General features: G+C 28.1%; 19 protein-coding genes and 2 pseudogenes. 10 read left to right on the forward strand and 11 right to left on the reverse strand.

Translation table 11 applies throughout. The features are described from left to right. Positions 1-29: 29 nt before the first annotated feature. Positions 30-821: a 3'-5' exonuclease gene (locus CQA69_RS00710; RefSeq protein WP_137619925.1), complete on the reverse strand. Its 792-nt coding sequence runs from the start codon at positions 819-821 to the stop codon at positions 30-32. Between the two features lie 66 nt (positions 822-887). Between CQA69_RS00710 and waaC the strand changes: the two genes are divergently transcribed. The 4 genes from waaC to CQA69_RS00730 are packed head-to-tail and all read left to right on the forward strand — an operon-like array spanning position 888 to position 5397. After that, on the forward strand, positions 888-1916 hold the full coding sequence (gene waaC / locus CQA69_RS00715) for a lipopolysaccharide heptosyltransferase I (RefSeq protein WP_137619926.1): 1029 nt from the start codon (positions 888-890) through the stop codon (positions 1914-1916). Next, on the forward strand, positions 1906-2793 hold the full coding sequence (locus CQA69_RS00720) for a lipid A biosynthesis lauroyl acyltransferase (RefSeq protein WP_137619927.1): 888 nt from the start codon (positions 1906-1908) through the stop codon (positions 2791-2793). The genes waaC and CQA69_RS00720 overlap by 11 nt, the downstream gene beginning before the upstream one ends. Further along, positions 2793-4343, forward strand: a complete 1551-nt coding sequence (locus tag CQA69_RS00725; RefSeq protein ID WP_137619928.1) for a glycosyltransferase family 2 protein — start codon at positions 2793-2795, stop codon at positions 4341-4343. The genes CQA69_RS00720 and CQA69_RS00725 overlap by 1 nt, the downstream gene beginning before the upstream one ends. Position 4344: 1 nt before the next feature. Beyond that, positions 4345-5397 carry a glycosyltransferase family 4 protein gene (locus CQA69_RS00730; protein ID WP_137619929.1) on the forward strand — a complete coding sequence of 351 codons (1053 nt, stop codon included), beginning with the start codon at positions 4345-4347 and terminating at the stop codon, positions 5395-5397. Here CQA69_RS00730 and CQA69_RS00735 read toward each other — a convergent pair. The 3 genes from CQA69_RS00735 to CQA69_RS00745 form a co-directional block, all read right to left on the reverse strand. Further along, positions 5386-6615, reverse strand: a complete 1230-nt coding sequence (locus CQA69_RS00735; protein WP_137619930.1) for a glycosyltransferase family 8 protein — start codon at positions 6613-6615, stop codon at positions 5386-5388. The genes CQA69_RS00730 and CQA69_RS00735 overlap by 12 nt on opposite strands. Continuing rightward, the gene (locus CQA69_RS00740; protein WP_137619931.1) at positions 6603-7568 is read right to left on the reverse strand and encodes a glycosyltransferase family 2 protein; all 966 of its coding nucleotides are present in this window, start codon (positions 7566-7568) and stop codon (positions 6603-6605) included. The genes CQA69_RS00735 and CQA69_RS00740 overlap by 13 nt, the downstream gene beginning before the upstream one ends. A 73-nt stretch (positions 7569-7641) precedes the next feature. After that, positions 7642-8445 carry a glycosyltransferase family 2 protein gene (locus CQA69_RS00745; protein ID WP_137619932.1) on the reverse strand — a complete coding sequence of 268 codons (804 nt, stop codon included), beginning with the start codon at positions 8443-8445 and terminating at the stop codon, positions 7642-7644. 58 nt (positions 8446-8503) lie between these two features. Here CQA69_RS00745 and waaF point away from each other — a divergent pair, with 58 nt between their 5' ends. From waaF to CQA69_RS00760, 4 genes are read left to right on the forward strand one after another with little or no spacing between them, the layout of a single operon-like run. Then, a complete protein-coding gene (gene waaF / locus CQA69_RS00750) occupies positions 8504-9445 on the forward strand; it encodes a lipopolysaccharide heptosyltransferase II (RefSeq protein WP_137619933.1) in 942 nt (313 codons plus the stop codon). A 49-nt stretch (positions 9446-9494) separates the two neighbouring features. Then, positions 9495-9785: a hypothetical protein gene (locus tag CQA69_RS09055; protein WP_246023090.1), complete on the forward strand. Its 291-nt coding sequence runs from the start codon at positions 9495-9497 to the stop codon at positions 9783-9785. Continuing rightward, positions 9715-10998, forward strand: coding sequence for an MBOAT family O-acyltransferase (locus tag CQA69_RS00755; RefSeq protein ID WP_246023091.1), 1284 nt, complete (start codon positions 9715-9717; stop codon positions 10996-10998). Before CQA69_RS09055 ends, CQA69_RS00755 begins: the two co-directional genes overlap by 71 nt. Positions 10999-11006: 8 nt before the next feature. Continuing rightward, the gene (locus CQA69_RS00760; RefSeq protein ID WP_171000281.1) at positions 11007-12137 is read left to right on the forward strand and encodes a hypothetical protein; all 1131 of its coding nucleotides are present in this window, start codon (positions 11007-11009) and stop codon (positions 12135-12137) included. A gap of 12 nt (positions 12138-12149) precedes the next feature. Here the strand turns inward: CQA69_RS00760 and CQA69_RS00765 are convergent. The 5 genes and pseudogenes from CQA69_RS00765 to CQA69_RS00785 all read right to left on the reverse strand — a co-directional run bounded on the left by CQA69_RS00765 (position 12150) and on the right by CQA69_RS00785 (position 16330). Continuing rightward, positions 12150-12897, reverse strand: a pseudogene (locus CQA69_RS00765) (glycosyltransferase family 25 protein). Beyond that, a complete protein-coding gene (gmhA, locus tag CQA69_RS00770; protein WP_137619934.1) occupies positions 12894-13457 on the reverse strand; it encodes a D-sedoheptulose 7-phosphate isomerase in 564 nt (187 codons plus the stop codon). The pseudogene CQA69_RS00765 and the gene gmhA overlap by 4 nt, the downstream one beginning before the upstream one ends. 1 nt (position 13458) lies before the next feature. Further along, the gene (rfaE1, locus tag CQA69_RS00775) at positions 13459-14838 is read right to left on the reverse strand and encodes a D-glycero-beta-D-manno-heptose-7-phosphate kinase (RefSeq protein ID WP_137619935.1); all 1380 of its coding nucleotides are present in this window, start codon (positions 14836-14838) and stop codon (positions 13459-13461) included. Then, the gene (gene rfaD / locus CQA69_RS00780; protein ID WP_137619936.1) at positions 14831-15781 is read right to left on the reverse strand and encodes an ADP-glyceromanno-heptose 6-epimerase; all 951 of its coding nucleotides are present in this window, start codon (positions 15779-15781) and stop codon (positions 14831-14833) included. Before rfaD ends, rfaE1 begins: the two co-directional genes overlap by 8 nt. After that, positions 15778-16330 (reverse strand): annotated as a pseudogene (locus CQA69_RS00785) (D-glycero-alpha-D-manno-heptose-1,7-bisphosphate 7-phosphatase). Before CQA69_RS00785 ends, rfaD begins: the two are co-directional and overlap by 4 nt. Before the next feature lie 139 nt (positions 16331-16469). Here CQA69_RS00785 and CQA69_RS00790 point away from each other — a divergent pair. Further along, the gene (locus tag CQA69_RS00790; protein ID WP_137619938.1) at positions 16470-16772 is read left to right on the forward strand and encodes a c-type cytochrome; all 303 of its coding nucleotides are present in this window, start codon (positions 16470-16472) and stop codon (positions 16770-16772) included. 37 nt (positions 16773-16809) lie between these two features. Here the strand turns inward: CQA69_RS00790 and CQA69_RS00795 are convergent, their stop codons facing one another. Further along, positions 16810-17013, reverse strand: a complete 204-nt coding sequence (locus CQA69_RS00795) for a cbb3-type cytochrome oxidase assembly protein (protein WP_137619939.1) — start codon at positions 17011-17013, stop codon at positions 16810-16812. Further along, positions 17006-19366, reverse strand: coding sequence for a heavy metal translocating P-type ATPase (locus tag CQA69_RS00800; RefSeq protein WP_137619940.1), 2361 nt, complete (start codon positions 19364-19366; stop codon positions 17006-17008). Before CQA69_RS00800 ends, CQA69_RS00795 begins: the two co-directional genes overlap by 8 nt. 137 nt (positions 19367-19503) lie before the next feature. On the opposite strand from CQA69_RS00800, the gene rho reads away from it, so the two are divergent. Continuing rightward, complete coding sequence (rho, locus tag CQA69_RS00805) at positions 19504-20802, forward strand: transcription termination factor Rho (RefSeq protein WP_137619941.1); 1299 nt, start codon at positions 19504-19506, stop codon at positions 20800-20802. Positions 20803-20804 lie beyond the last annotated feature (2 nt).

A 20804-nucleotide genomic window follows, 5' to 3' on the forward strand; every position in this document is an offset into this window, starting at 1 on the left:
TTTAAATTCTAATATATTTATTTTAATGATTAAATTTGTATTTTAGAAATTTCATTTTCGCACGCTTTGCAAAATACTTCAACATAAGAACGATCAGCCTTTTTTGTTTTTAAAAATTCACTCATAGTATCTAAAAAGCCGACATAATCCTCATCGTTAATATTTGCTTTGATTAGCTCGTATTTTAAAAAAAGCATATAGGTGTTTAAAACATCACTTTCGCAATACTCGTGAATTTTTTCAAGCTTATCTTCATAGTATAAACTCATCACCTCATCACCATGCACATCATATTTTCCTGGTAAATCAGCCATAGCGCAAAGCACATCGAGTTTCATTCCTCTAAATCCTCCAAAACTTTCTAGCAAATCACAATGCTTAAGTTCTGAAAAACGCGTTTTGTAATTATTCCATTTATCGCTTTGCGTATCAAGATAATTTGCTGCTTTAATATTATATTTTAAAGCCCTTAAAACCAACAAAGGCATATCAAAATTTTTTCCATTATAGCTGACTAATTTTGGTTCGTATTTTTCGATAAAAGAAAAAAAATTATTGATCATTTCTTTTTCATTATCGCCATCTATTTTATTGACTTTAATAAATCTACCAAAACTATCAGCAATTACCGCACAAATGCTGACAATTTTATGATAAGGCAAGGGTAAAAATTCACTCCCACTTTGTTCTTTTTGCCATTCTAAAGCTTTTAAGCTTACTTCCAAATCACTTCCTTCAAAAGCCAAAGTTTTACGTATTAAATCCGCATCTGGTATGCTCTCGCAATCAAAAATACAAATATAACCCTCGTTTTTAATCATATTTAACCTTATTTTGTAAAATTATTTGTTAAAATCATAGCAAAAAAATTACAATATTAGGTTTTGATGAAAATAGCAATCGTTCGTTTATCCGCCTTAGGCGATATTATACAAAGTGCTGTAGTGCTACAATTTATTAAAAATTTTAAAAAAGATATAGAAATTCATTGGTTTGTAGATGAAAAATTTAAAGGTATACTTAAAAACCATCCTTTGATTGATAAGCTTTATGCTCTGCCTCTAAAAGAAAAACATTTTTTAAAAAGCCTAAAAATCTTAATTAAAGCTAGAAAAAATCATTATGATGCTGTTATTGACTTACAAGGACTCGTAAAATCAGCTGTAGTTAGTAGAATTTTAAGTCGTAATAATTTTGGCTTTGATCAAAATAGTTTAAAGGAAAGTTTTGCACATAATTTTTACAATCAAAAATTAAGCATAGACTATAATGAAAATGTTTTTGTTCGCTACTTAGATCTTAGTGCTTTTGCTCTTAATGCTGATTTTAATGTAAAAGATCTTAACTTTAAAAAAGATATTTTTTATGTGGATGAAAATTTAAAACAACTTTTACATAAAAAACTAAAATTAGATGAAAACAAAAAAAATATACTTATACATGTTGGATCAAGTGTAGAAAATAAAATTTACCCTAAAACTAAAGTTGCTCTACTTTGCAAACTCATCATACAAGAATTTCCTGATACTAAAATTTTCTTAGCTTGGGGAAATGTTAAAGAATTCGAATTTGCTAAAGATGTAGTCAATCTAAGTGCAATTGATGAAAAAAATATAGAACTTGCCCCAAAATTTAACTTAGAAGAGCTTATGGCTTTTACTAAAATGATGGATTTAGTTATTGGCAATGATAGTGGTCCAACTCATCTTGCTTTTGCTTTAAATAGACCTTCTATTACTATATTTGGAGCTACTCCAAGCTATAGAAATGCCTATAAAACAGATATCAATAAAATTATAGATGCGGGCAAAAAGATCACAAATGCAAAACATATTGATAAAAGTGATTATTGTATTATGCGTATAGAAGAAGAAGATATTTTAAGCTTGGCTAAGGAAATTCTCGATGAAAAATAAAGACTGGCTTTACCTTTTTGCTTATTATGTGCTTAAATTTTTAGTCCATACTATGCCTGATTTTATTCTCGATTTTTTAGCTTTTATCGTTGCAAAAATCGTTTTTAAAATCAATTCAAAACATAGAAAAATTATAGATGTCAATCTTCAAATTTGCTTCCCTGAAAAAAATCAACAACAAAGAGATGAACTTTCTTTTCAAATTTATCGCAATTTTGCTAATTTTGGATTAGATTGTATTAAAAATCAAAACACAAATAAAGAAAAAATCCTAAATAAAATTGTTATTGAAAATGAAGAAATTTTAAATGAGGCTATAAAAAATCAAAGAAGCATTATATTCACCACTGCACACTATGGAAATTGGGAACTTTTAAGCCTCGCTTATGCTGTTAAATTTGGAGCTATTTCCATAGTAGGAAGGAAGCTAAAAAGTCAAAAAATGGACTCTATTTTAGCCAAGAATCGCACTCAATTTAATATAGAGCTTATCGATAAACAAGGTGGTTTAAGAAAAATGCTAAATGCGATTAAAAATAAACAAGCATTAGGCATACTCACTGATCAAGATTGCACAGATAGTGAAAGCATGAAACTTGATTTTTTTGGCAAAAAAGTCAATTTTCAAATAGGTGCTAGTGTTTTAGCGCAAAGAACAAAAGCTTTGATTTTACCAGCTTTTGTTTATCAAGATAAAGATAAAAATTTCCATATCCGATTTTTTAAAACTATAGATCCTTTGGAAAAAAGTATTGAAGAACTCACACTTTATCAAGCAAAGTGTTGCGAAGAGATGATTAAATTTAAACCTGATGAGTATTTTTTCTTTCACCGTCGTTTTGCAAGTTATAATGAGACAATTTATAAGGATATTTAATGAATTTAAAACAAATCAGTGTTTTTATTATCGTTAAAAACGCAGAAAAAACTTTATTTAATTGTCTTAACTCTTTAAAAGAATTTGATGAAATTATCTTGCTTGATAATGAAAGCACCGATAACACTATAAAAATAGCTCAAGATTTTCAACTAAAACACAATAATTTAAAAATTTATAAAAGCAAATTTATTGGTTTTGGGGCTTTAAAAAATCTTGCTTTAAGTTATACCAAAAATGATTGGGTTTTAAGTATAGATGCAGATGAAATTTTAGAAAAAGAATGTATAGAAGAATTAAAAAAACTAAATTTAAAACCAAATAATATCCTTGCATTACCAAGAAAAAATCTTTATCAAGAAGAATGGATCAAAGCTTGTGGGTGGTGGCCTGACTTTGTTTATAGGGTTTTTAATAAAACACATACTTGCTTTAATCAAAATTTAGTCCATGAAAGCCTAGAAATCTTTAAAAATACAGAAAAAATTTATCTTAAAAATGGACTTAAACATTATGCTTTTAACAATATAGCTCATTTAATTGAAAAAATGCAATACTACTCAAGCTTATGGGCTAAACAAAACTTACACAAAAAAAGCAGTATTTGCAAAGCTAACTTAAGAATAATTTGGACTTTTATAAGAAATTATTTTTTCAAAAAAGGTTTCATTTACGGGTATAAAGGCTTTATAATTAGTGTTTGCAATGCTTTAGGAGCTTTTTTCAAATATATGAAATTATATGAATTGCAACACGAAAAGCCAAAAAGTTGCGCATTGATCATTACAACTTATAACCAAAAAGAAAGATTAGCTCTAGTATTAGATAGTGTTAAACACCTTAGTTTAACGCCTGATGAAGTGATTATAGCCGATGATGGAAGTAAGAATGATACAGCAGATTTAATCAAAAAATATCAAAAAAACTTTCCTTGTAAATTAAAACACGTTTGGCAAGAAGATTTGGGATTTCGTGCAGCAAAAAGTCGCAACAATGCCATAGAAGCGTCTCATTGCGAATATATCATTTTAATCGATGGGGATATGATCTTAGAAAAAGATTTCATAAAAGATCATTTAAAATTTTCCCAAAAAGGTTTGATTTTGCAAGGATCTAGAACTATTTTAAATGAAAATGAAAGCAATAAAATTTTAAAAAATCAAAATTTTAAACTAGCTTTTAACAAAAAAGGATTTAAAAATCAAAAAAATAATTTCTTGGCTAATATAACTTATAAATTTTCAAAAATTGATAAAAAAATCTTTAAAAAAATAGAACTAGTTAAAGGTAGTAAAACATGCAATATGAGTTTTTACAAACAAGATTTTGAAGCTATAGAAGGCTTTAATGAAAATTTTATCGGTTGGGGTAGAGAAGATAGCGAATTTGTTGCGAGATTTTTATTTAATAATGGAATTTTTAGAAGAATCAAATTTAATGCCCTAGCCTATCATATCTATCATCAAGAAAATAATAAAAATATGTTGCAAAGTAATCATGAAATTTATCTTGATACTATAAAAAATCAAAAAACAACTTGGAAAGACTAAAATGAATATTTTATTGCTTATCGGAGATATCACTATAGGCGGGGGAGCTGAACGCGTTGTGGTTAATCTCGCTAACGCTTTTTTAGAATATGGCTACAAAGTAAAAATACTTAGTTTTTATAAAGCAAATGAAAATATAGCCTATGAATTAGACAAAAATATAAAAGTTGATTTTTTAAATTTAAAGTCACAAAAACAAATGAAAAAAAATCTTTTTTATAAGGTATTTTATAAATACCATGAAAGCTATCTTTTAAAGAGAAAATATAAAGATATAGATGTTATGATTTATAATAATTGCCCTCATTTTCCTCTTTTTAAAAATAAAAATACAAAATACATTCATTTTGTGCATCGGCATTTTAAAAAATACAGAAACAAAAATAACTATTTTGATACCTTAGTTGTGCTTTCAAACAAACAAATCCATCTTTGGAAACAACATCATAAAAATGTTCTTACCATCCCTAATTTTTTACCTTTTATCTCATCAAAAAATAGCAATCTTTCTCAAAAAAATGTTCTTAGTGTTGGAAGATTTACCTGTAATGATGAGAAAGGATTTTTAAGACTGATAAAAATTTGGGAAATCGTCCAAAAAAATAACACTTATAAGGATTGGACTTTAACCTTAATAGGCGATGGAGGGTTAAAAGAAAAAATCAAAACTTTAGTAAAAGAAAAAAATCTTCAAAATTCCATTATATTAAAACCTTTTACCAAAGAAATTGAAAAAGAATATCTAAAAGCAAGTATTTATGCAATGGCTAGTCATTGGGAAGGTTTTGGTATGGTTTTAATAGAAAGTGCAAGTTATCAAATTCCTAGTATAGCTTTTGATATCAATACAGGGCCAAGCGATATCATAGATAATGAAAAAAGCGGATTTTTGATTAAAGATGGAGATTTAAACGAATTTGCTAACAAACTTTGTCTTTTAATGGATGATGAAAATCTAAGAAAAGAATTTGGAAAAAATGCCAAAGCTAAAGTTGAAGAAAATTTCAACAAAGAAAAAGTAATGCAACAATGGAATAAAATTTTAAATTCTTGATTTAAAATGATATTTTTTAAAATTATAAATCATCTTTAAAGCTTTTAAATAAACTCCAAAAAAATCTTTCTTATGTTTTCTAGCGTGTAAAATACTCTCCCCAAGCATACAACAAAGTCCGAAAATATCATCATTTATCCTAGATGCCTGTTCTGTATATAATGGATCTTTGTTTGTATTTTTAATGAGATGATGAATTTTAAAAAAATTGATTTTTCTTACACTCTTTAAAAGCTCATATCCTAAACCAGTATAAAGCAAATAATCCTTAATATCTTGCTTTTCTCTAAGCAATTCTTCACCAAAAACAGGTGTTTTACTTGCTATATCCCACCAATAATCATTGATATTTTTATCCTTATAATCAAAATAAGATTTTAGAAATTTCCAAGGCTTTTCGCCATAATGAAGAATTTTTGGATTTTTAAGCGCCTCATTAAATTCCGCTCTTGTATAATTAAGACGATTTTTTTTCTCATCTTTGCAAATGGCATAAAGAAGAGTGATGATGTTAAAATTATAAGCAAAATCAAGTTTATATCTTAATCTTGTTTCTATCGTAGCGTTTAATAAGTCTTGATCTGCTGCTTTTATATAATAGCACTTACTTGCTAGTTCTTCACATTTTTGCTCGATACTATGCTTTTTATATTCTTCTAAATTGATTAGTAATAAGCCTGAATTAAAATAATTTTCATCAAAATAAAAAGCTTTTTTCTTGCCATCTTCTTTATATTTTATCTTTGATCTCTTGGAACCAGGATCACCCACTGCAGCGATAATTTTACCTTCTAAATTAGTCAAAAAAAGCTCTCTCATATCACACATACAAAGCATATCAGAGTCTAAATAAAGACATTTTTTTACACTTTCATCAAAAATGGAACTTAATTTTAAACGATAATAAGGTAGTTTTAAACTATGTGCAGCACCGCTAATAGGAAATTTTTCAAAATCTTCATCATTTTTTATGTGTATAATAATCTCGCATGGAAAAATTTCATTTAAAGCATTTTGCAAATTTAAAAGTTTTTCTCTAGTTTTGTCACTTACAAAATTACTTAATATATGAAAAAAATATTTTTCATTTTTTATATTTGAATTTTTATCAAAATCTTGAAATTTTTTACTTTTATCTGTATTTAAGATAATGCTGGTTATCAAAACTGATGTATATTTTATATAATTTTCATCTGCACTAAAAACTAGATGATACAATCACAATCCTTTGATTTTAAAATTTCTTTAGTTAATTTTATATACATTTTTCTTTTATTTTTTACTCTTTTTCTTTTAATCTTTATTATTAATTTTTTTAAAAAATTTTTTGTTAAATACTTATAGATTAAATCGATTTTATGTATATTTAGATTACATATAACAATTTGAGAAAAATAAAAATATTCTTCACTAAATTTTTGAGAAATTACATCAATCTCATTTGCTACATATGCTAAAACATTTACGCTATTTTGTATTCTTTTAATATCTTTTTTTTCTCTTGTAATAGAATAAGGATTGAAAGCGTAACAATACAAAGTTTCATTGATTAAATAAATATTTTTTAAATTTGCAAAATACAAAAAATTTGTCAATACATCTTCTGCTATAGAAATTTTTTTATAATTCTGTAAATATGGCCTCAATGAATCTAAATAAAGTTCTTTGTTATAAATTTTATTAACCATAGAATTAAAAATTCCAGAATTTAAATTCTCAAAAATATATAAAGATAGAAACTGATTTATGCTTAAATTAATATTTTGCATACTAAAACAAGTATCAAGAACCTTTCCATCTTCTTCTTGTGTTTTGTAGTTAAAGATCACTAAATCGCTCATTTGCTTTTCGAAAGAATAAACACCAACTTCACATGCATTTAATTCTAAATAATCATCTGGATCTAAAAACATTATAAACTCTGAATTTGAATTTAAAACACCTACATTTCTACTTGCAAAAGTGCCTAGGTTTTTTTCATTATGAATAATTTTTATTCTTTCATCTTTTTTAGCATATTCTTTAGCAATTTCTATACTCTTATCCTTACCACAATCATCAACTACAACGATTTCTATATCTTTAAAAGTTTGATTAATACAACTTTGCAAAGCCCTTTCTATATATGGTTCTACATTGTAAGCTGGAAGTATGATAGAGATTTTAGGCATTAAAATCCTTTAAAAGGTTTTTTATTGAAACTATATTCTTAAAGCCATTTAAACTGTCTATTTTTTGTTTCATCTACAATCTTCCCTCTAAACCCTTGATTTCTTTTTCTAAAATCAAAAAAAGCTTTTCATTAAATTCACAAAAATCATTTTTGATTGTTTTTAAGATCTCAAAACTTCTCTTTTTATCTTCATAATTTTGCCATAAAATTGCTTTATTTTTATTTTCATACCTACCATTTTCATTAAATTCATAATGATAAAGGCATTCTCTAAAAACAGCTATTTTTTTACAAAACATAAAATAAAAATAACAAAAAAGCACATCTTCTCCATAACAAAGTCTTTCAAACATATCAATTTTTTCAAAACTTTTGAAAATCAAATCTTTTTTAAAAACCTTTGCCCAAACCGACCAGCAAAAATGTTTTTGCTTGGTTAAAAATTCTAAAAATTGTTTTTGGGTAAAAATCTCATCTTGTTTAAAGTGATAAAATTGCTTTATTTTTACCCTATGAACAAAAGCATCAAAACAAAGTAGATCTAATTCAGGTTGTATATTACAAAAAGCTATTTCACAAGCTCTTAAAGGTAAAAAATCATCTGCATCTAAAAACATCACAAAATCAGTACTTGCTCTTAAAACTCCTTGATTTCGACTCGCAAAAGTGCCTAAGTTTTTTTCATTTGTAAAAATTTTTATTCTTTCATCTTTCTTAGCAAACTCTAAGGCAATTTTCAAGCTTTCATCTTCACTTTTATCATCAATAATTATAATTTCTATATCTTTAAAAGTCTGATCGATACAGCTTTGCAAAGCTCTTGAGAGAAAATTTTGCACATTATAGACAGGGATAATAAGGCTAAGTTTTGGCATGTTTTTCCTAATTTTTTGTTAAAATTATAAAAAATTTATCTAAATTTTTAGGATTTTTATGAAAATTTTTATCCATCTTCCTAATTGGCTAGGTGATGCTGTAATGGCTTCAGTGGCCTTGTATGGCATAAAAGAATATTTTAAAAATGCTGAGTTTATCCTTTATGGATCTTTTGTCTCTACCCAGCTTTTTAAAAATTTTTCTCATTCTAAAATCATTATAGAAGATAGAAAAAAACGCTACAAACAAGCTTTAAAATTACGCAAAGAATTTAAAGTAGATTTTGCGATCTCTTTTAGATCGGCTCTATCTTCTAAAATCATTTTAAGTATATTAAGAGCAAAAAAGAGATATTTTTTTGATAAACGCAAATTTAAAGAAGAACATCAAGTTTTAAAATATCTTTATTTTATAGAAAATTCTTTTAATTTCAAAATTCATTCTAAAGAACTACAACTTCCAATTAAAGCAAGATTTTCTCGCCTATTGATGCTTAAAAATGGTAAAAAAATTCTAGGGATCAATCCAGGAGCTACTTTTGGAAGTGCTAAACGTTGGGACGCTAGGTATTTTGCCGAGGTAGCAAAAGAATTTTCAAAAAGCCACGAAATCTTAATTTTTGGTGCAGGTGATGGAGAGCAAATTCTTTGTGATGAGATCGAAAAACTTTTAAAAAAATCAAACATTAAAGCTAAAAATCTTTGCAATAAAACAAGCATTCAGACCTTATGTCAAAATATAACTCTTTGTGATCTTTTTATAACAAACGATAGTGGTCCTATGCACATAGCAGCTGCTTACAAAATAAAAACTATAGCGATTTTTGGGCCTACCAAATTTACTCAAACCTCGCCTTGGCAAAATCCTAATGCAAAATTGGTGCATTTAAATTTAGAATGTATGCCTTGTATGCAAAAAACCTGTCCTTTAAAGCATCATAAATGTATGAAAGATTTAAAACCTGAAATGGTTATAGAAAAAGTAAACATTTTGTTTTAATTTAATTTGATTTTTTATATAATTGTTTTTTTATTTTTAAGGATTGGCAATGCTTTTTAGTTCCTATGTATTTATTTTTGCTTTTTTACCTATTGCCTTAACAGGATTTTATATTTTAAAAGCTTACAAATTTTATACTAGTTCTAAAGTGTTTTTGATTTTAGCAAGTTTATTTTTTTATGCTTATTTCAAAGTAGAATACATTTTTATTCTAGCCTTTTCAACTATTGTAAATTACTTCCTTGCAAGTTGGATTTTAAGAAAAGATAATGGCGGGGGGGGGGTATACGCTACTTTGCCTTGGTATAACATTCAATCTTATTTTATTAGGCGTTTTTAAATATACAGACTTTTTCTTAGAAAATTTCAATCTTTTTTCAAAACTTATCAATTTAGACTTTAATATCCCGCTACCTCACATTTTATTACCTTTAGGAATTTCATTTTTTACTTTTCAAAAAATTGCCTTTTTGGTGGATTGTTACAAAAAAGTAAATATTGAAGATCTATCAGACAAGAAAAAAATTGATTTTATCGATTATTGCTTATTTGTTAGTTTTTTTCCACAACTTATAGCAGGTCCGATTGTCCATCATAAAGAAATGATGCCTCAATTTCATTCTCTTTTAAATAAAAATAATTCTTTGGTTAATTGGGAACTTATGTCTAAAGGCCTGTTTATCTTTTCTATTGGATTTTTTAAAAAAATCTTTATAGCAGATAGTTTTGCTGTGTGGGCAAATGCTGGATTTAAGGTGGTTCAAGACGGAAGTTTTTTAAATATTTTTGAAGCTTGGGCTACTAGCCTTTCTTATACTTTTCAGCTTTATTTCGATTTTAGCGGATATTGCGATATGGCTATAGGTTTGGCTTTGTTTTTTGGCATCATTCTTCCTCAAAATTTCAACTCTCCCTATAAGGCCTTAAATATTGCCGATTTTTGGAGAAGATGGCATATGACCTTAGGGAGATTTTTAAAAGATTATCTTTATATACCATTAGGTGGAAATCGTGCTGGAAAAATTATCAACTTAAGAAATCTTTTTATTGTAGCTTTTATAAGTGGAGTATGGCACGGAGCAGGTTGGGGATTTGTAATCTGGGGAACCTTACATGCATTTGCTATGGTAAGTCATAGAATTTACAGCTTTTATATAGATGGTAAAAAATTCATAAACTTTAAAATTTATAAATTTTTAGCTTGGTTCATTACTTTTAATTTTATCAATATAGCTTGGATTTTCTTTAGAAGTGAAAATTTAACAGGAGCTATAAATCTTTTGAAATCAATGTTTGGAATAGTTTGGATAGAACTACCTCATAAATTTTATAAAGCACCTGATGTTTTAAAAACTATAGGGGGTAATGACAAAACTATTGGCTTTTTTATCATCTCTTTTATCATATGTCTAATGTTTAAAAATAGCATCCAAAAAACACAAAATTTAAAAATCAACTATAAAAGTGCTATTTTTGCAGCACTTTTACTTTTTTTGGCTTTAATGACATTAATTTATACACCTTATATTGAATTTATATACTTTAATTTTTAGGATAAAAAATGAGTCATAAAAAATGGATTTTTATTGTTTTAGTTTTTAATTTTATTTTTTCTTTTGCTCTTTTTGCATTGCTTTATATTTACGATCCGTTGATGCTTTATCACAAGCCCTATTTTAGAGAAAAAACTTACCTAAACAATATCAGACTTTCAGCTAAAGGCATTATAGATAATGAAAATTTTGATTCAGTTATCATAGGTACCTCTATGACAGAAAATACTTCTGCGAAAGAGGCTGATGAAAAACTCGGTAACAAATGGATAAATCTATCTGTATGGGGAAGTTATCTTAATGAAAGAGCAATTATTTTGAATTATTTATTTCAAAAAAAAGATATCCATCAAATTATTTACACTATTGATGCTTTTACTTTAAATGATCCGAGCTTAAAAATGTTCAATCATCCTCCTATAGATTCTTTTGATTTTTTATACAATAATAATATTTATAATGATTTTAAAGTCTATCTAAATAAAAAATTTATTCTATGTGCATTGCGATTTTCCAAAAAAGAAGAATGCGTTGGAGATGTAAATTTAGATAAACTGCTTAATTGGGAACAAGAATCTAAAGAATTATTTGGAGGTTTTCATAATTGGATGAAATATAAAGATAAAAAGGAGAAAGAAAAATTAAAAAATATGATACTCAATGCGCAAAATTTTTTACCGCAAACTAATATAGATATAGAAAAAAATAAACAATATATAAAAACCTATCTTTTAGGTATCATTCGAGCACATCCTAAAACTCAATTTTATTTAATCATTCCTACATATTCGAGATTACTTTATAGAGTTTTATATCTTGATGAAGAATATTACAATAAAGATAGTATTTTATTTTCAAAATATCAAGCTGTATTAAAATGGCTTATTTTAGAAACGCAAAATTATCCTAATGTCAAAATTTTTGGCTTTGATGATCTTGATTATGCTGACAATATATCTAATTATAAGGATCCGGCACATTATAATTCTATTATGAATTCTATGCAACTTGATGCCATAAAAGAACAAACTCATATCTTAACACCACAAAATATGGATAATTATTTTAAAACTATGGAAGAAAAAATTAAAAATTATGATTTAAGTCCTTTCATACAATACATAAAAGATAATAAATAGCTTTATTTAAAGCTATTTTAATTTCATTTTTTTCTTAATATAAAAATTAAAAACTATTTTATAAATGCTTAAGAAAAATCTAAAAATTTCTCTTATTATTTTTTTAAAAACATGGATTTTTTTATCTCTTTCTATTATAGTGGTAGGTATATTAGTAAATTTTATTAAAAACGGCGTATGAATTATAGTGAGAACTCTAGAGTAATAATACATATCTATAAGATTATCTATAGGCTTAAGCCAAAATTTTAAATAGGTAAGAAATTTTAAAGCAGCACTAGGTCTGATAAAATATCCTTGCGTTCCACCAACACTTTCTAAGGTGAGTAAAAAATTATTTTCTAAAGCAAATGTTGGTCTTTCTGCAATATAACAAAATTTTACATACTCATAACGACTTTGCAATAAATTATCTAAATACCCCCCCCCTATTTAAAAACTCATCGCTAAATCGCACATCATCTTCTAAAATGATAATAGGCTCATTAAGCTTAACACATTCTTGCCATAATTTATAATGACTAGCAAAACAAGCTTTTTCTCCATTGCTTAGCTCTCTTCCTAGCATCCAAGAAGCCCACCAAGGAAAATGTTCTTTAAATTTTAAATGTTCATTATTTTTTGCATCTACAGCCTTGAAAAATATAAACTCTAATTTTTCCTTTAAATCAGGATTATACGTAAAAAGCTTATTAATTTCATTTTGCATATGTTCTTTTCTATCTTTGGAACGTTCTAAATTGATTATAAATGCTTTCATTTAAATTCCTCATCTATAATTTGACAAAGCGCATGAATGATTAAAATGTGCATTTCTTGAATTCTCGCTGCATCATTACTTGGCACAACAAGATTATAATCGCAAATTTCATTCATCTTTCCACCCTTTTTTCCACTTAGTCCTATGCAAAGCAATTTAAGCTCTTTTGCCTTTTTTAAAGCTTCTAAAACATTAGGGCTATTTCCACTTGTTGATATTCCCACTAAAATATCATTTTCCTTTGCTAAAGCCTCAAGCTGTCTTGAGAATACAAACTCAAATCCATAATCATTTCCTATAGCACTCAGTGCTGAAGTATCAGTAGTCAAAGCTATACCCGCTAAAGCTTTGCGTTCTTTTTTATAACGACCGCTAAGTTCTGCAGCAAAATGCTGAGAATCTGCAGCACTTCCGCCATTTCCACAAATAAGTATTTTTCCGTTTTCCTTTAAGCATTTACATATAAGCTCACCCACTTTTGCAATCTGTCCTTTAAGAACTTCACTCGCTTTTAGCACCTCTTGATGCTCTTGCCATTCTTTTTCTATTAAACTAATCATTTTATTTCCTAATTTTTTCTATAATTTTACTCGTGCTAAATCCCTCTTCAAATTCAATCAATTCAACCCTTGAAATAAGATTTGCACCTACAACTTCCTTACCTTCATAATCAGCACCTTTAACCAAAATATCAGGCTTTATTGTAGAAATTAATTCTAAAGGTGTATCTTCATCAAAGATCACGACAAAATCCACAAAATAAAAAGCTGCCAACATACAAGCTCTTTGAAATTCTGAATTTATAGGTCTTTCACTTCCCTTTAACCGACGCACACTCGCATCAGAATTTAGCCCAACTATAAGTATATCACCTAGTCTTTTAGCTTTTTGAAGGTATTGTATATGTCCAAAATGAACTATATCAAAACAACCATTAGTAAAAACAATTTTTTTATTTTTATCGTTTAAAATTTTCACAAGTTCATTTTTAGAAACAATTTTTTTCTCCAAATCGCTTCTTTTAAAACTTTTTATCTCATCAAAACTTACACTTACACTACCCACTTTGCTTACAACAACTGCTGCTGCTTCATTTGCGATCTCACAAGCTCTAATAATATCTACTTTATTTGCCAAACAAAAAGCTAAAACCGCGATCACACTATCACCAGCTCCAGTAACATCATATACTTCTAAAGCCTTAGCTGGTGCAATGTGTAATTTTTGATCATAAACAGCAATTCCTGCTTCTGAAAGAGTGATCATAGAATATTTTAAACTAAAATCATCTTTTAATTTTTTAATGCCTTTTTCTAAATTTTCTCCATCTAAATTTTCAAATTTCAACGCCTCTAAAGCTTCTTTTTTGTTTGGAGTAAGCAAAGTTGCACCGCTATATTTGCTAAAATCGCTCCCTTTAGGATCGATCAAAATAGGAATGTTTAATTCATTAGCCTTTTGTATAAATGCCTTACATACCTTAGGAGTTAAAACCCCTTTAGCATAATCACTCAAAATTACCGCTTGAAAATCTTCAATATATTTGCAAAATAAAGCGATAAGCTCATCTTCTAACTCTATATCGCTTACATCTTCTTCATCTAGCCTTAAAACCTGTTGATTGTGTGCCATAATACGATTTTTAAATGGAGTTTTGCGTCCTTTTTGGATTAAAAATTCTCCCTTTAAATTCTCTTTTAAAAATTCGCTATTTTTATCATCTCCTATAACACCTAGTGCAAAAACATCCGCTCCTAAACTTTGTAAATTCGCATAAACATTAGCAGCCCCACCAAGTCTTTGATCTTGCTTTAAAGTTTTTACTACTAAAACAGGAGCTTCAGGACTGATACGCGAACAATCACACCAAGTGTAATTATCCACCATAAAATCCCCGATAATAAGAATTTTAGGTCTTTGCTGACTTAAAAATTCAAGCATTCACTTCCTTTTCAAAAAGACGTTTAATCTCACCTAAATAATCTTTAATCCCATCTTCAAGACTAAATTTTGGCTGATAAGCCCAATCCTTAGAAAGCTCAGCCTGAGTATGGAATTGGTAAGCTTTAACGTAAGGATTTGGGATATACTCACAAGGTAAATTCGTACCTAGTTCCTTTTGTAAAATATCAACTATATCTTGAAAAGTCCTTGCCACACCGCTGCCTACATTATAAACCCCGCATTTAGAATCAAGTGCAACTAAATTCGCATCAATAGCGTCCTTAATATATACAAAATCTCTATAAATTTGATCACTCTTTTCAAACAAACGAGGATTTTTTCCTGCCAAAATTTGATGGGCAAACTGCACTACCATAGATGCGGTTTTATTTTTATAAAATTCACCTTTTCCATATACATTAAAATATCTAAGTCCAACAAGATGAGCTTTGTCATAATACTTTCTTGCAAGTTTATCCATCATTAGTTTTGAAAATGCATAAGGATTTTTAGGATCTTCAACCCCAACTTTTTGAGGGCTTGGTTCATTGCCATATACTGAAGCAGAACTTGCATAAATTAATTTTGCATTAATATCTATACTCAATTCTATAAAATCTTTAAAAGTATTTAAATTTGTCGTTAAAATTTTATTTTGATTATAAACCGTTGTGTCTGAAATAGCCGCCTTATGAAAAATTACATCAGGTTTGAAACTTTTAATCTTTTGCAAGGTTTTTTCATCCTTAATATCTCCAACATAAAGCTCGCCATCAAAATCAAGTAAATTTTTAAAATGTCCAAAACACTCTAAATTTCCATTATCTAAAACTTCATTGCTTGACATTTTATCAATGATTAGAATTTCATGATCTTTTTGCAATTCTAAAGCAAGTCCAGATCCTATAAAACCTGCTCCACCTGTAATGGCTATTTTCATTGTTGTTTCCTTTCTTGAAAAAAGTTTAAAACTTCTTTTAAATTTTTAAATTGTTTAAAAAAATTTCCTTCTTTTTTTTCTTGACTAACCAAAATCAAAGTTTTTACATTTGCACTTAGACCCGCTTGCATATCACTTAAATTATCGCCTATAAATACAGAATTTTCCATATCTATATCAAATTCTTTTTTGGCTTTTAAAAGCATACCGGGCTTTGGTTTTCTACAATCACAATCTTGCAAATGCGGGCAATGATAAATTTTAGAAAAATGAATTTTTTCTTTTTTAAATTCTTTCAAGAAAAAATCGCAAAGCTTAAAAAAATCCTCTTCGCTATAATATCCCCTTGCAATACCTGATTGATTTGTGATGATAAAAAGCAAATAATCCTTCTCCAAAAAATAACAACATAAATCAAAAATGCCTTCACAAAATTCGAAATCTTCGATTTTATAAACATATTTTTTATCGATATTTATAATGCCATCTCTGTCTAAAAATAATGCTTTTTTCATAAAAAACATTATAATATATTTTATGAAAATACAAGCTTTTTTAAACAAAATTTTAGTTAAAAAATAGATACAACCGAATCAAATATATTTATTTATAATATTAATTTAAGGAAATTATAAAATATTAAGGTATATAATGGCTTTGACATTAAATCAATTTAAGGAGAAAGTCAATGAAAAAATTGTTAGTAGTTTCTGCTTTAGCATGTCTTGGTGTATCAGCTTTCGCTGCTGATGGTGCAACTATATTTAAAAAATGTGCAGTTTGTCACGGAGCAAAAGCGGATAAAGTTTATTTAAATAAAGTTCCAGCTCTTAAAACTTTAAGTTTTGAAGAAAGAGCACAAGCTCTTAAAGAATACCAAGCAGGTACAAGAAATAAATTCGGCCAAGGTGCCATCATGAAAATCCAATTAAAAGGATTAAGTGAAGCGGATTTAGAAGCTGTTGATAAATATATTGATACTTTAAAATAATTTCGCAAAGCTTTCATTAAGAATTCCAATGAAAGCTTTAGTTTTTTCTATCTTTTAGTACTTCTTTTTTGCGATTTTCAAGTTCTATAGCATCGCGTAAAGACTCTTCATCATCGTTTAAAGTAATGAATTTATAATCATCATCAAATTGTTTTGTTTTTATCCCCCAAAGCAAAATAGCCAAAATCACACAAAAGCCAAGAATTGAAACACTTATCATCATTATAATTACATTATTCATTTTTTATCCTTAAAGCATTTAAAACTACTATTATACTACTAAAAGACATAGAAATCGCTGCGAATAAAGGGTTAATTAAACCCAAAAAAGCTAGAGGTATAGTACAGGCATTATAAAATAAAGAAAAGATTAAATTTTGTTTTATAATCTTATAGGTATTTTTTGAAATTTGTATAGCATTTTTTAAAGAATTTAAATCATTTTTTAAAAGCAAAATATCACTACTTTCGATTGCCAAATCACTTCCTTCACGCAAACTTACAGAAACAGCAGCATATTTTAACGCCAAAGCATCATTAACCCCATCTCCTACAAACAAAACCTTTTTGTCTTTGCTTAATTGCTCTACTATTTGCATTTTTTCTTGAGGTAAGCAAGAGGCTTTAAAATCAAAAATTCCAAGTTCATTAGCAATTTTTTCAACTGCTTTTTTATGATCTCCACTTAAAATCATCACTTGAGTTTTTATGGATTTAAGATAAGCGATCAAATCCTTAGCTCCATCTCTTAAAACACTTGAGAATTCGAAATAAGCTAAAACCTCATCATTTTTGGCAAAAATAAAATGAGAATTATCAAATTCTTTATTAAAAGCTATGTTATTTTCTTGTAAAAATTTCAAATTTCCACCTAAAAAAACTTTATCGCTTATTACGGCCTTGATGCCCTTTGCTTGTATATTACTCACTTCTTTAAAATCCAAATTTAAACGTTTAGCGTTTTTATTTTTACTTAAAAATTGTGCGACACTTTTTGAAATCGGATGATTTGAAAGCAAAACAAAACTATAAATTTCATTAACATTTAATTTTTCATGCAAGAAAAATTCTTTCACTTCTAATTTGGGTTTGGTTAAAACTCCCGTTTTATCAAATACAACGATATTGCATTTTGAAAGATCCTCAACCACACTTGAACTCTTAAACAAAATCGCTTTTTTAAGTGCTCTACCAAGTGCTACAAGATTGCTAACTGGAGTAGCCAAAGCTAAAGCACAAGGACAAGCTATGATTAAAACTGAAATGGCATTGATTAAAGAAATTTCAATTCCAGCCTTATAATAAAAAAACCACACCAAAAAGCATATCAAAGCAAAACTTAAAATCACGCGAGAAAAATAAGAAGAAATTTGAGAAACCAAACTTTCAAGTTTTGCTTTTTTCATACTTGCAAATTCTAAAAGCTTTATAATTTGGCTCAATTTAGAATCATTATAAATTTTACTCGCCTCATATTCTATACTTCCATCTAGAACAATACAAGCCGAATTTACAGCATCACCTATTCCAATCAAGCAGGGCTCATTTTCTCCACTCAAAGATGAAGTATCTACACTTGCTTCTCCTTTTTTGCAAATTCCATCTATTAAAATTTTATCTCCGCTTTTAAGTAAAATTCGATCTCCTATGCATACTTTTTGCACTTCTTTAGGACTAAAATCTTTTCCATTAAAAACCATAACTTCATTTTGCAAAAAATCATTTAATCCGTCTATAGTATCTAAGGCACGTTTTTTACTAAACATTTCAAGATATTTTCCTATAAATACAAAACAAATAATCATCGCAACCGAGTCAAAATAAACCTCGGAAGATCTTGTAAACATAGCCCACAAAGAATAACTATAAGCCAAAGTAGCACCGCTAATGACTAAAGTATCCATATTAAGGCTTTTGAGTTTTAAAGATCTCAAAGCACTTTTATAAAAATTAGATCCGGTATAAAAAAGAACAGGAGAGCAAAGAACAAATTCAAAAAAATTCAAAATATCCTTTATATCTCTATCCATACCGCTAAAAAAACCAGCATATTTTGCTACAGCAATCCACATAATATTCATCACACAAGCAATGCCTACTATAAGCTTAGAATAAAACTCCCTTTTTATTAGATCAGCTTTTTTGGAACTTTTAGCAGGATTATACGCACTTGCTTTATAACCTATACTTTCAATTAAATTTAAAATTTGACTCAAAGAAATATTTTTTTCATCAAAAACTATTCTTGCCTTATGACTTAAATGATTGATATCTAGTTCTAAAATTCCTTGTTGTTTAATCAAAATTTTTTCATTTAGCCACACACAAGCTGCACATTCAATACCATGTATCATAAGATAAATTTCACTAAAACCCTCTTTGGTTTGAGTGATAAATTCATCATAATTTTTATTTGAGAATTCTAAATTTACAGGTTTTAAAGATCGGTCTCCTAATCTTTCATAAAATTCATCCAAGCCCGTTTCATGTAAGATTTTCCAAACGCTCTCACAGCCTTTACAACAAAAAAATTTATCTTTATAAAGAATCATTTGGGATTTTTGATAACTTAATCTACAATGTTCACATTTCATAATTAATCTTTAAAAAATATTTTTTTATAATTATAAACAAATAAATGCAAATTATTTGACAAAAAGTGTATTTTTTTATTAAAATCACAATTTTAATTTACTACTGCAAATGACTGCATAATTTCTTGCGAGGTTTTATGGAAAAAGAAAAAAAACAACATCAAAGAACCCATATTCCAGTTGAGGGTTATAAAATAGAAGACTTGAAATTACTTGATTTAGAAAATTTAGTCAAAATCGCAAATGAATGCGAAATAGAAAATCCACGCGAATTTCGTCGCCAAGAGCTTATTTTTGAAATTTTAAAAGCACAAACTAAAAAAGGTGGTTTTATACTTTTTACAGGAATCTTAGAAATTTCAAGCGAAGGCTATGGCTTTTTAAGAGGTATGGATTCTAACTTAAGTGATAGTGTTAATGATGCTTATGTTTCTAATTCTCAAATTCGTAAATTTGCACTGCGTGTGGGCGATATCGTCACAGGGCAAGTTAGAGAACCTAAAGATCAAGAAAAATATTACGCGCTTTTAAAAATCGAAGCGATCAATTATATGCCTTTACAAGAAGCCAAAGAAAGGCCATTATTTGACAATCTAACCCCGATTTTCCCTACTGAAAAAATCAAACTTGAATACGATGCTATGAAATTAACAGGACGTGTTTTAGATCTTTTTACTCCTATAGGAAAAGGACAACGTGGGCTTATCGTAGCGCCACCTAGAACAGGTAAAACAGAACTCATGAAAGAATTAGCAGCTGCAATTGCTAGAAATCATCCAGAAATGCATTTAATTGTTCTTTTAGTTGATGAAAGACCAGAAGAAGTAACCGATATGCAACGTTGTGTTAAAGGTGAGGTTTTTAGCTCTACTTTTGACTTACCTGCTTATAACCACGTTCGCGTTGCAGAACTTGTTATAGAAAAAGCAAAAAGAATGGTTGAAACAGGTAAAGATGTTATCATTTTACTTGATAGTATCACAAGACTTGCTAGAGCTTACAATACAGCAACTCCTAGCAGTGGAAAAGTTTTAAGTGGTGGTGTGGATGCAAACGCACTGCATAAACCAAAACGCTTTTTTGGTGCCGCTAGAAATATAGAAAATGGCGGATCTTTAACCATCATAGCTACAGCACTAATCGACACGGGCTCAAGAATGGATGATGTGATTTTTGAAGAATTTAAAGGAACGGGAAATAGTGAAATTGTGCTTGATAGAAATATTTCTGATAGAAGAATTTACCCTGCAATCAATATCATCAAATCAGGAACAAGAAAAGAAGAACTTTTACAAGGTGTTGCTGAACTTCAAAAAATTTGGGCGATACGCTCTGCTATTTCTCAAATGGATGACATTGAAGCTCTTAAATTTTTATATTCAAAAATGTTAAAGACTAAAGATAATGTCGAGCTTTTATCTATAATGAATGAGTAAAA

Source organism: Campylobacter estrildidarum, assembly GCF_005406205.1.
GTDB classification, from domain to species: Bacteria; Campylobacterota; Campylobacteria; order Campylobacterales; family Campylobacteraceae; genus Campylobacter_D; species Campylobacter_D estrildidarum.